Source organism: Streptomyces sp. ATLC9 (assembly GCF_057196705.1).
This window is the reverse complement of record NZ_JBXUOY010000193.1, coordinates 1-10,590: the sequence shown is the minus strand read 5'-3', so window position 1 is coordinate 10,590 and position 10,590 is coordinate 1. Positions and strand designations below refer to the sequence as shown.

The 10,590-nt window shown below is 73.0% G+C and carries 12 protein-coding genes; 5 read left to right on the top strand and 7 right to left on the bottom strand.

Annotation, left to right across the window (positions count from 1 at the left end; all coding sequences use genetic code 11):
- From AC2CJA_RS18920 to AC2CJA_RS18905, 4 genes are all read right to left on the bottom strand, one after another.
- A partial coding sequence (locus AC2CJA_RS18920) for an MFS transporter (RefSeq protein ID WP_484603891.1) occupies positions 1–1,225 on the bottom strand: 1,225 nt, incomplete at its 3' end.
- A 182-nt stretch (positions 1,226–1,407) separates the two neighbouring features.
- Entirely contained in the window at positions 1,408–2,460 is a 1,053-nt protein-coding gene (locus AC2CJA_RS18915) for an endonuclease/exonuclease/phosphatase family protein (protein WP_484603890.1), read from the bottom strand.
- 268 nt (positions 2,461–2,728) lie between these two features.
- Positions 2,729–3,340 (bottom strand): TetR/AcrR family transcriptional regulator, encoded by a 612-nt coding sequence (locus tag AC2CJA_RS18910; RefSeq protein WP_484603889.1) that lies wholly within the window; start codon positions 3,338–3,340, stop codon positions 2,729–2,731.
- Positions 3,337–4,998, bottom strand: a complete 1,662-nt coding sequence (locus AC2CJA_RS18905; protein ID WP_484603888.1) for an MFS transporter — start codon at positions 4,996–4,998, stop codon at positions 3,337–3,339. Before AC2CJA_RS18905 ends, AC2CJA_RS18910 begins: the two co-directional genes overlap by 4 nt.
- 171 nt (positions 4,999–5,169) lie before the next feature.
- Here AC2CJA_RS18905 and panB point away from each other — a divergent pair, with 171 nt between their 5' ends.
- Both panB and AC2CJA_RS18895 read left to right on the top strand, forming a co-directional pair.
- Positions 5,170–6,027 (top strand): 3-methyl-2-oxobutanoate hydroxymethyltransferase, encoded by an 858-nt coding sequence (panB, locus tag AC2CJA_RS18900; RefSeq protein WP_484603887.1) that lies wholly within the window; start codon positions 5,170–5,172, stop codon positions 6,025–6,027.
- An 83-nt stretch (positions 6,028–6,110) separates the two neighbouring features.
- Positions 6,111–6,305, top strand: coding sequence for a hypothetical protein (locus tag AC2CJA_RS18895; protein WP_484603886.1), 195 nt, complete (start codon positions 6,111–6,113; stop codon positions 6,303–6,305).
- On the opposite strand, the gene AC2CJA_RS18890 is transcribed toward AC2CJA_RS18895, so the two are convergent.
- From AC2CJA_RS18890 to AC2CJA_RS18880, 3 genes are all read right to left on the bottom strand, one after another.
- The gene (locus AC2CJA_RS18890) at positions 6,292–6,513 is read right to left on the bottom strand and encodes a hypothetical protein (protein ID WP_484603885.1); all 222 of its coding nucleotides are present in this window, start codon (positions 6,511–6,513) and stop codon (positions 6,292–6,294) included. The two genes, AC2CJA_RS18895 and AC2CJA_RS18890, sit on opposite strands and share 14 nt — an antisense overlap.
- Positions 6,514–6,637: 124 nt before the next feature.
- Positions 6,638–7,354, bottom strand: coding sequence for an NADPH-dependent F420 reductase (gene npdG / locus AC2CJA_RS18885; protein ID WP_484603884.1), 717 nt, complete (start codon positions 7,352–7,354; stop codon positions 6,638–6,640).
- A 72-nt stretch (positions 7,355–7,426) separates the two neighbouring features.
- Positions 7,427–7,669 carry a hypothetical protein gene (locus tag AC2CJA_RS18880; RefSeq protein ID WP_484603883.1) on the bottom strand — a complete coding sequence of 81 codons (243 nt, stop codon included), beginning with the start codon at positions 7,667–7,669 and terminating at the stop codon, positions 7,427–7,429.
- 53 nt (positions 7,670–7,722) lie between these two features.
- Between AC2CJA_RS18880 and map the strand changes: the two genes are divergently transcribed.
- The 3 genes from map to AC2CJA_RS18865 all read left to right on the top strand — a co-directional run bounded on the left by map (position 7,723) and on the right by AC2CJA_RS18865 (position 10,545).
- Positions 7,723–8,580 (top strand): type I methionyl aminopeptidase, encoded by an 858-nt coding sequence (gene map / locus AC2CJA_RS18875; RefSeq protein WP_484603882.1) that lies wholly within the window; start codon positions 7,723–7,725, stop codon positions 8,578–8,580.
- A gap of 133 nt (positions 8,581–8,713) precedes the next feature.
- Entirely contained in the window at positions 8,714–9,379 is a 666-nt protein-coding gene (locus AC2CJA_RS18870; RefSeq protein WP_484603881.1) for a biliverdin-producing heme oxygenase, read from the top strand.
- A gap of 512 nt (positions 9,380–9,891) precedes the next feature.
- Entirely contained in the window at positions 9,892–10,545 is a 654-nt protein-coding gene (locus AC2CJA_RS18865; RefSeq protein WP_484603880.1) for a DUF4158 domain-containing protein, read from the top strand.
- Positions 10,546–10,590: the final 45 nt, after the last annotated feature.

Genomic DNA, 10,590 nt, shown 5'->3' with positions numbered 1-10,590 from the left:
CGCCCGCCCAGCGGGCCACCACCCGCGACCGGCGCCCGGACGGCGCCTCCCGGTCCAGCACCCCCGCCACCACGGCGATCACCAGACCCAGCACCGCCAGGGCGGCGCCCACCAGCGCCGGGGACGTCCAGCCCCAGCCCGCCGCGATGGCCGTGCCGCCGGCCCACGCGCCGCCCGCGTTCGCCAGGTTGAACGCGGAGTGGTTGGAGGCCGCGGCGAGCGTCGGCGCGTGGCGCGCCTTCTCCATCACGATCATCTGCAGCGGCGTGGTGGTCATGAACCCCACCGCGCCGATCACCACCACGGTCGCCATCGCCGCCCACGGCACGTGGACGGTGAACCGGAAGGCCACCAGCGCCAGTGCCAGCGCCCCCAGGGCCCCGTACAGCGTGGGACGCGGCGCGCGGTCGGTCAGCGGCCCGGCGGCCAGCGCCCCCAGCGTCATGCCGACCCCGAAGAGCGCCAGCACGACCGTCACCGAGGACTCGGCCATCCCCGTGACCTCGGTGACCATCGAGGCGAGGTAGCTGTAGAGGGCGAAGACGCCCGCGAAGCCGAAGACGGCCGTCAGCAGCCCGAGCAGCACCTGCCGGTCCCCCAGTGCCCGTACCTCGCGGCGCAGTTCGCGGATCGCGCCGCCGCCGTCGCCACCGGTGCCGCCGCCGTCCCGCCGCTCCAGCGGCAGATACGGCACCAGGGCCGCCAGCGCCCCCATCGCGACCAGTCCGATCACGGTGACGACCAGGAACGTCGCGCGCCACCCCAGTTGCTGCCCCAGCGCCGTGCCGCCGGGCACTCCGACGATGTTGGCCACGGTCAGCCCCAGGAACATCGTGGCCACGGCCCGCGCCTGCCGGCCCTCCCGCACCAGGCGGGCGGCGACGACCGCGCCGACGCCGAAGAACGCGCCGTGCGGCAGCCCGGCCAGCACCCGCCCGGCCAGCAGCGTGCCGTATCCCGGGGCGAGGGCGGAGGCGAGGTTGCCGAGGGTGAACAGGCCCATCAGGGCGATCAGCATCCGCCTGCGCGGTACGCGGACCCCGGCGGCGGCCAGGAGCGGGGCGCCGATGACGACGCCGACGGCGTAGGCGGAGACGAGATGGCCGGCGGTGGGCACGGAGACGCCCAGGTCGTCCGCGACGTTGGGCAGCAGGCCCATCATCACGAACTCGGTCGTACCGATCCCGAAGGCCGCGACCGCGAGCGCGAACAGGGCCAGGGGCATGGGAGAGCCTTTCGACACGGGGGCGGATGTGCGGCGGGGCGGGATGGCGGAGCCGGTCCGCCCCGGACACGGACAAGTCTCGCAGCTTTTTGTTCCGGTGCAAAACAAATAGGTGGCAGCCCTGCCACGGGCAGAGGGCGGCCCGCCCCCACGGGACGGACCGCCCTCCAGGCTCCGCTGCCCTACCAGCTCACCGACGCCGCCAGCGGCAGATGGTCGCTGGCGGTCGGCGACAGCGTCCACGACGACACCGGCTCGACCCCCTTCACCATGATCTGGTCGATCCGGGCCATCGGGAACGAAGCGGGCCAGCTGAACCCGAACCCGTCGCCCGCCGCGCCCTGCGTGGAACGCATCTGTGAGGTGACGGACGCCAGCGCCCGGTCGTTCATCGTCCCGTTGAGGTCGCCCAGCAGCACCACCCGCCCGACCGGCTCCGCCACGATGGCCTCGCCCAGCAGGTCGGAGGCGACATCGCGCTGGCGGGCGGTGAACCCCGCCTCGAACTTCACCCGCACCGACGGCAGGTGCGCGCCGTACACGGCGACGTCCCCGCCCGGGGTGGTGACGGTGGCGCGCATCGCCCGCGTCCAGCCGATCCCTATGTCCACCGGCCGGGCGTCCTCGATCGGGTACTTGCTCCACAGCCCGACCGTGCCCTGCACCGTGTGGTAGGGGTAGGCCTCCGCCAGTGCCGTCCTGTACTCCCCCACCGACCGGCCCGGCAGTTCCTGGAGTGCCAGCACCTCGGCGCCGCTGCGCGCCAGCTGACGTGCCGTACCGGCGGGGTCGGGGTTGTCGGCGTTGACGTTGTGGGTGGCCACCGTCAGGTCTCCGCCGGCGCCGCGCTTGTCGGTGACCAGGCCGCCGAACATGTCCGCCCAGACCAGGGCGGGCAGCAGCAGCGCCACCAGCGCGGTGGCCGAACGGCGCAGCAGCGCGGCCAGGAGCAGCAGGGGGATCGCCAGACCGGCCCACGGCAGGAAGGTCTCCACCAGGCTGCCCAGGTTGCCGATCCGGTTGGGCACCCGGGAGTGCAGCCCCATCAGCAGTGCGGTCAGCACGGAGAACAGCGCGAGCAGCAGGCCGCGGCGCCACCGGCCCTCACCGCCCGCCCGGGCGAACGCGCGCCGGAGGCGGGCGGCGGTGGAGGGGCCGGGGTCGGGGTCGGGGTCGGGCCGCCGGTCCGCCGTGTCCCGCGCCGTCTCCGCCTCGGTCATGTGCACCCGTGCCATCCGCCGTCCTCACTTGCCGTCATCGCGAGGCCGCCGCCCCGGTCCGGCGTCCCGGGTGGCGGCCGGTCCTGCCTGCCGGCCGCGTCGGCCGCGCCGGGCGGCCCCTGTGCCGTCACGTCTGCCAGGACGAACGCGGTCCTGTGGCGGGTTCCTGACCTTCCGGCAGCACCCGCCACTGTAACGAAACACACACATTCCGGCGCGGCGTGCGAGTCCGCACGCCCTCGCCCGCGCGCACCGCGGAGCCGCCGGAAGCGCCCCGGCTCCCTCAGCCGCGCGGCCGGGCGCCGTCCAGCACCCCGTCCACGATCTGCTCGGCCAGCCCTTCGGGCAGTTCCCTCCATTCGCGCAGCAGCGCCCGCGACAACAGCGGCCCGGTGAACAGCTCGCCCAGCAGCTCGACGTCCAGGTCCGCGCGGATCACGCCCTCGGCCGCGCCGCGCCGCAGCACCGCGTGCAGCGTCTCGCGCCGGGCACGGATCACGGTGTCGCGGTACTCCCGCCACAGCCTCGGGTGGCTGTGGAAGTGGCTCATCATGGTGCGCAGCAGCGCGGAGTCCCGCTTGGCCAGGCCCTTGCGCCGCAGTCCCTCCAGGATCTCCACCAGGTCCTCCCGCACGCAGTTCCCGCGCACCTCGACCGGGGGCTCGTCCAGGGCCCGCATGACGTCCAGCAGCAGTTCGTCCCTGCCCGGCCAGCGGCGGTAGACGGTCGCCTTGCCCACGCCCGCCTCGCGGGCGATCCCCTCCATGGACAGCGCTCCGACACCGGCCCCGCGTTCCAGCAGCCGCAGGGCGGCCCCGATGATCGCCCGGTCCGCGGCCGCGCTGCGCGGTCTGCCGCGTACCGCACGCACCGCACCGTCCCCCTCCCGCGTCACCGCTCCGCCTCCAGGGCGTCCCGGGTGCGTCCGGCCCCGGGCACGCCCGCGGCCTCGCCCCCTTCCCCCGCCTCCCGCACCGCGCCCCCGCCGCCCGGCGCGCCCCGCCTGCCCGGCATGAAGAGCGCGACGACGACCGCGCCGGCCAGGGCGACGGCGGCGGAGACCGCGACCGTGACGTGCATGGCGTGGACGAACGCCTCGTCGGCCCGCTCGGCCAGCGCCCGGCCCTCCGGGCCCATCCGCCCGGCCAGCGCCCGGGTGGCCTCGATGGACTCGCCCGCCGCGTGCCGGGCGCCCTTCGTCAGGCCCGGCACCCCGGCCAGTTCGCCCTCGATCCGGCCGCGGTAGGCCGCCGAGAGCAGCGAGCCGAGCACCGCGACGCCCAGCGCTCCGCCGACCTGCCGGAAGATGTTGTTGACCGCCGAGCCGGAGCCGGCCTTCTCACGCGGCAGCGACTGCATGATCGTGACCGTGACGGGCGGCACGACACACGCCATCCCGGCGCCCTGGACGACGAAGACGACCTCCAGGACCCAGATCGGCGTGCCGGTGTCCAGCAGCAGGAACGCCGCCATGGTCGCGGCGACCGCCAGCAGGCCGGCCGTGCACGTCGCCCGGGCGCCGAAGCGCTTGACGGCCAGTTCGGCCCGGGAGGCGAAGAACAGCTGCGAGGCGGCGAGCGGGAGCAGCAGCAGGCCGGTCTGGAAGGGGGTGTAGCCGCGCACGCTCTGGGTGTAGAAGACCATGAAGAACGTCACGCCCATCAGCGCGAAGAACACCAGCGCCACGGCGGTGACGGCGGCCGAGAAGGCGGGCTCGCGGAAGTACCGGACCTCCAGCGCCGGATGTTCGCTGCGCCTCTCGTGGAGCACGAAGCCGGCCAGGACGGCGAGGCCGCCGCCCACCGTGAGCAGCACCTCGGGGTCGGTGAAGTCGGCGAGCTGCCCGCCCTTGATGACGCCGTACACCAGCAGCACCAGTCCGGCCACCGACAGCAGCACGCCCAGGGGGTCGGGGCGGCCGGGCGCGGGGTCCCTGGAGTCGGGGACCAGCACGGCCGTCGCGATCAGCGCGGTGAGCACGATGGGCACGTTGACCAGGAAGACCGAGCCCCACCAGAAGTGCTCCAGCAGCAGGCCGCCGGTGGCCGGCCCCACGGCGATGGCCACGCCGACGCCCCCGGCCCAGATCCCCATGGCCCTGGGCTGCTCGTCACGTTCGAAGACGTTCATCAGGACGGCGAGCGTGGAGGGCAGCACGAGGGCGCCGCCGACGCCCATCAGCGCGCGGAAGGCGATCAGCTCACCGGGCGAGTCCGACAGCCCGGCCAGCACCGAGCCGGCGCCGAACACCACCAGGCCCGCCAGCATCACCCGCTTGCGCCCGTAGCGGTCCCCGAGCAGGCCCGAGGTGAACAGCAGTCCCGCGAAGACGAGCGTGTAGGAGTTCACCGCCCACTCCAGCTGGCTGTGGGTGGCGCCGAGGCCGGTGGGGGGCGGGGTCGCGATGGTCCTCATCGCGACGTTGAGGATCGAGTTGTCCAGGACGACGATCAGCAGGCCGAGCATCAGGATCGCCAGGATCGCCCAGCGTCTGCGGTGCACGGCCTCCGGGACCGTCGGATGCGGTGGCGCTTCGGGACTCACTGCACTCATCGCCACAGAATAGGACATTTACGATACGAACTCGTCTCGTATCGCCGCGCGTCCTCCGTGCCGCACCCCGGCGGCCCCCCTTCCCTCCCGCCCCGCGGTGGTGCCACCATGGACGCGGATCCGGGGACGCCGTGAGGGCGCCTCGAGACGACGAACACAGGAGCCGGCGCAATGACGCATGCCCAGCAGGCGGCCGACAGCAGCAAGGCGCTGTACGGCGGAACGCAGCAGCGACGCATCACCGTAAGGGACCTGGCCGCCGCCAAGGAGCGCGGCGAGAAGTGGCCCATGCTCACCGCGTACGACGCGATGACCGCGTCCGTCTTCGACGAGGCGGGCATCCCCGTCCTGCTCGTCGGTGACTCGGCGGGCAACTGCCATCTCGGCTACGACTCCACGGTGCCCGTCACCATGGAGCAGATGGCCATGATGTCCGCCGCCGTCGTACGCGGAACCCGGCGGGCGATGGTCGTCGCCGACCTCCCCTTCGGCTCGTACCAGGAGGGCCCCGTCCAGGCCCTGCGCAACGCCACCCGCCTGGTGAAGGAGGCCGGCGCCGGCGCGGTGAAGCTGGAGGGCGGCGAGCGCTCCCTGGCCCAGACCGAGCTGCTGGTGCGGTCCGGCATCCCCGTGATGTCCCACCTGGGCCTGACCCCGCAGTCGGTCAACGCGCTGGGCGGCTACTACGTCCAGGGCCGCGGCGACGAGGCCGCCCACCGGCTCCTGCGCGACGCCAAGGCCGCCCAGGACGCGGGCGCCTTCGCCCTCGTCCTGGAGATGGTCCCGGCCGAGCTGGCCGCCGAGGTCACCCGCTCCCTGGGCATCCCGACCATCGGCATCGGTGCCGGCCCGGACTGCGACGCCCAGGTGCTGGTCTGGACGGACATGGCCGGCATGACGGCGGGCCGGATGCCGCGCTTCGTCAAGCGGTACGCGCGGCTGCGCGAGTCGCTCGGCGACGCGGCGCGCGGGTTCGCCCAGGACGTGGTCGGCTCCGCCTTCCCCGCCGAGGAGCACACCTTCCACTGACCGGCGGCGGCCGGCCCTCCCCCCACCGGCCCGCCACCGGTCTCCCCCGCGGCGGGGCCGGCCCCGCCCGGGCCGCCCGCCGGGTGGAGCCCTCCGCGCCCTTCGGCCTTCTGGCGGTCTTCGCCCGCCCGTGGAGCCCGGAGGTCAACGCCGTCTTCCGGAACGGCGCCGACGCCGTGACGGGGGCCCCGGGCGTCTCCTGGCAGGAGGTCTCCCACGGGCCGCGGTACTTCCGCTTCCGGGAGGGTGAGCCCTGGAACGTCCTCATCCCGCGTTGACACCGTTCGCCTCGGACGCGGCCCGCTCCAGCCGCGCGCGGCGCACGTAGTACCAGGCCATGTTGGACGACAGTCCGGCCAGCAGGACCCAGACGACCCCCACCGGCCAGGCACCCTTCGCGAAGGAGACCACCGCCGCGACGACGGCGAGGCCGCAGACGACCAGGGCGAACAGGGGGATTCGTCGGGTCGGGGACGAGGGGGCCATGGGGTCGGGCTCCAGAGGGTTGCGGCGTTACGACGCCCCCCATTGTCCCCCATCCGCCCCCATCCGCCCCCGCGCCGGGGGCGGCGGGCGGACCCGGTGGTCGGCACCGCCGGCCCGACCGCGTTCAGAGGTCGGTGAGCCGCACGCCCGCGTGCGCCCTGTACCGGCGGTTGACCGAGATCAGGTTGGCCACCAGCGACTCCACCTGGTGCGCGTTGCGCAGCCGGCCGGCGAACACACCGCGCATCCCCGGGATGCGCCCCGCCAGCGCCTGGACGATCTCGCAGTCGGCCCGCACCTCCCCCAGCACCATCACGTCGGTCTCGATCTCCTCGACCTCCGGGTCCCGGAGCAGGACGGCCGACAGGTGGTGGAAGGCCGCGGTCACCCGCGAGTCGGGCAGCAGGGCGGCGGCCTGCTGCGCGGCGCTGCCCTCCTCGGGCTTCAGCGCGTAGGCGCCCTTCTCGTCGAAGCCGAGCGGGTTGACGCAGTCCACGACGAGCTTGCCCGCCAGTTCCCCGCGCAGGCTCTCCAGGGTGGCGGCGTGCCCTTCCCACGGCACCGCGACGATCACCACGTCGCTGCGGCGGGCGCACTCGGCGTTGTCGGCGCCCTCCACGCCCGGGCCCAGCTCCCCGGCCGCGGCCCGCGCCCGCTCGGCCGCCCGCGAGCCGAGGATCACCTTCTGGCCGGCTCGGGCCAGCCGGTACGCCAGGCCGCGGCCCTGGTCGCCGGTGCCGCCCAGCACGCCGACCACCAGGCCGGAGACGTCCGGCAGTTCCCAGGGGTCCTTGGCGGGGGCCTTCTTCGGGGCGTCCGCGGAAGCATCGTTGGAGGTCATGTTCCGATCCTGCCAGGGGCCCGGCGGGCGGGCACGGCCAGGGTTCACCGGCGGGCGGGCCCCCGCGCACCGTCACTCCGTCTCGGTCCCGTCCTTCGCGGCGGGGTCCTTCGGTTCGTTCCAGCGCGGGTCGTTCTCCCACCGCTCGTTGCGTTCGCGGGCCGTGTCCATCGCCTGCTCGGCCTCGGCGCGGGTGGCGTACGGGCCCAGGCGTTCCCTGGCCGGGCACTGGGGGCCCTCCTCGACCGTGTGGTGGGACAGGCAGTAGAACCACTCGCCGGACTTGCCGGTCGCCTTGCGCTTGAACAGTGCCATGTGATCCATGCTGCCCCGCCGGGGCGTCACCTATCACGGTTAGACTCGCGCACATGTCTGGCCAGTCGCTCCTCGTTCCCGGCACCCTCTCCCCGCACCGCGGCGTGCCCGTCTCGATCCCCCGCCCGGAGTACGTGGGCAAGGACGCCCCGACGCCGTACACCGGTCCCGAGGTGCAGGATTCCGAGACGGTCGAGAAGATGCGGACCGCGGGGCGGATCGCCGCCCGCGCCATGGCGGAGGCCGCGCGGCACATCGCTCCCGGCGTGACCACCGACAAGCTCGACGAGGTCGCGCACGAGTACCTGTGCGACCACGGCGCCTACCCCTCGACGCTGGGGTACCGGAAGTTCCCCAAGTCGCTGTGCACCTCGGTCAACGAGGTCATCTGCCACGGCATCCCGGACTCCACCGTCCTGCGCGACGGCGACATCGTGAACCTGGACGTGACGGCGTACATCCACGGTGTGCACGGCGACAACAACGCCACCTACCTGTGCGGGGAGGTGGACGAGGAGTCGCGGCTGCTGGTGGAGCGGACGCGCGAGTCGCTGAACCGCGCGATCAAGGCGGTGCGGCCGGGCCGGCAGATCAACGTCATCGGCCGGGTCATCGAGTCGTACGCCAAGCGCTTCGGGTACGGGGTGGTGCGCGACTTCACCGGCCACGGCATCAACAGCTCGTTCCACTCCGGGCTGATCATCCCCCACTACGACGACCCGCGGGCGACGACGGTGATGAAGCCCGGCATGACGTTCACCATCGAGCCGATGCTGACGCTGGGCACCCACGAGTGGGAGATGTGGGAGGACGGCTGGACGGTGGTGACCAGGGACCGCAAGCGCACGGCCCAGTTCGAGCACACCCTCGTCGTCACCGATTCGGGCGCCGAGATCCTGACACTGCCCTGACCGTTTTCCGACAAGCTGTCGGCAAGACGTTGACTTGCCGGTGCGGTCGGCGAGAATCGGTCGGGCCGGGCGGTGTCCCCGCGGTCTCCGCGGTACCCGCCCCCTCACACCGTCTGCTCCCCGGAGGCCCGCCTTGGTCGCGTCCGCCACGACTCCGTTCTCCGTCCTCATCCGCGAGGCGTCCCGGCAGCAGCACACGGAGGCGGAGGATTCCGCGTTCATGGCCGCCCTGCTGGGCGGCGGGCTGGGGGTGGAGGCCTACCGGCGCTACACCGAGCAGCTGTGGTTCGTCTACCGCGCCCTGGAGGACGGGGCGCGGGACCTGGCCGGTGATCCGGTGGCGGGACCGTTCCTGCGGCCCGAGCTGGCCCGCACCGCCGCCCTGGAACGCGACCTGACCCATCTGCACGGCGGGGAGGGCTGGCGCGGTTCGCTGGTCCCCCTGCCGGCGACGGCCGCGTACGCCGGACGGATCGCCGATCTGGCCCGCCGGTGGCCGGGCGGCTACGTCGCCCACCACTACACCCGTTATCTGGGTGATCTGTCCGGTGGCCAGATCATCCGGGGGAAGGCCGAGAAGGCCTGGGGCTTCGCGCGCAAGGGCGACGGTGTGCGCTTCTACGTCTTCGAGGGGATCGGCAACCCCGCCGCGTTCAAGCGCGAGTACCGGGCGGCGCTGGACGCGGTGCCGGCCGACGATCTGGAGAAGCAGCGGATCGCCGAGGAGTGCCGTCACGCCTTCGCGCTGAACACCGCCGTCTTCCGCGAACTGGGCGAGGAGTTCCCCCTGAGCGCCTGACGGTCGCGGAACCGATTCCTGTCACCCCCCTTGACGCGGCATCGGCGGCGGCTGGTTGGGAGCGCTTCCACACCCAGACCGCCGGGTGCTCGCGTCCCGCCGGTCTGACATCGTTGTCAGCCTTACGGTTCACTGGAGTGACAGATGAGACCACGCACCACTCGCGGGGCCGCCGTCTCGGGCGCCCTGCTCGGCTTACTGCTGCCGCTGGCCGGCCCGGGCCAGACCGCGCAGGCCGCGTCCGGGACCGCCGGGACTGGGCCGCTTCACCGACGCCGGACTGCCGATCCTGGTGGGCGAGTTCGGCCACGACCACAGCGACGGCAACCCGGACGAGGACGCGATCCTGGTGGGCGGAGGAGATACGCGCAATAGCCGCCACTTCACAGCAGAGCGTGACGCTCAAATACGGTGAGTGCGCGTACGCTCCGTGATCTGGCCCTGGCCCCGCTCCCGGGTTCGTCGCTGTTTATGGTGGCCGCTGTCAGTCGGTCGGGCGTGGGGCGGTTGGTGTGGCATCGCTGGAGCGGACGGCGTATCCGAGGTTCAAGAGGCTGATCTCGGAACGGGAGTTGCGGGAGTACTTCACGCCGTCGGCGGAGGAGACAGCGTGGGCTCGTGAACGTACGCATGACCGCCCGGGCCGGGTCTTGGCGCTGCTGGTGATGCTGAAGTCCGCCGCGCGGCTGGGCCGTGTCCCCAAGATTGGGGAGATACCCGAGGTGGTCGTGGCCCATGTACACGATCAGGCGGGGCTCACCGCGGGGACGGTGCCAGAGGCGGATTCCGAGCGGAGCGAGGAGCGCCACCGTTCCGCCGTACGTGAGCGCTTGGAGCTGAAGCACAGGCCGGGCGAGGCCCGCGCGGTCGCGGAGGCGGCGATGCGGGACGAGACCGTGGTGATGCTCTCCAAGCGCATGTCCCGGCACCTCAAGCGGGCCCAGGAAGAGCTGCTGGAGATCGAGAAGCGGCGGAAGGAGACTACCGAGCAACTCTTGGCTACCTTCCGGGACGTGCTGGACCACGTCCTCGCTCACCAGCACCTCACCCGGCCCCTCGTGGCGGACACCCATCCCACCCGCAAGGACGAGAACGGGGAGTTAGCCTCGGGCTTTCATGAGGTGGGCTGTCCGACAGGCGGTCAGGAAAACAGAGAGTGCCTCTGACCAGCGAGAATGAGGATTGTCGAGGTCCTTGTTCCTGCCACCGTC

Excerpts from the sequence above, each read along its gene's own strand:
- AC2CJA_RS18880 (WP_484603883.1), bottom strand. The coding sequence starts at position 7,669 with ATGGCACTGTTCAAGCGCAAGGCGACCGGCAAGTCCGGCGAGTGGTTC.
- map (WP_484603882.1), top strand. The coding sequence starts at position 7,723 with ATGTCTGGCCAGTCGCTCCTCGTTCCCGGCACCCTCTCCCCGCACCGC.
- AC2CJA_RS18915 (WP_484603890.1), bottom strand. The coding sequence starts at position 2,460 with ATGGCACGGGTGCACATGACCGAGGCGGAGACGGCGCGGGACACGGCG.
- AC2CJA_RS18890 (WP_484603885.1), bottom strand. The coding sequence starts at position 6,513 with ATGGCCCCCTCGTCCCCGACCCGACGAATCCCCCTGTTCGCCCTGGTC.
- AC2CJA_RS18905 (WP_484603888.1), bottom strand. The coding sequence starts at position 4,998 with ATGAGTGCAGTGAGTCCCGAAGCGCCACCGCATCCGACGGTCCCGGAG.
- npdG (WP_484603884.1), bottom strand. The coding sequence starts at position 7,354 with ATGACCTCCAACGATGCTTCCGCGGACGCCCCGAAGAAGGCCCCCGCC.
- panB (WP_484603887.1), top strand. The coding sequence starts at position 5,170 with ATGACGCATGCCCAGCAGGCGGCCGACAGCAGCAAGGCGCTGTACGGC.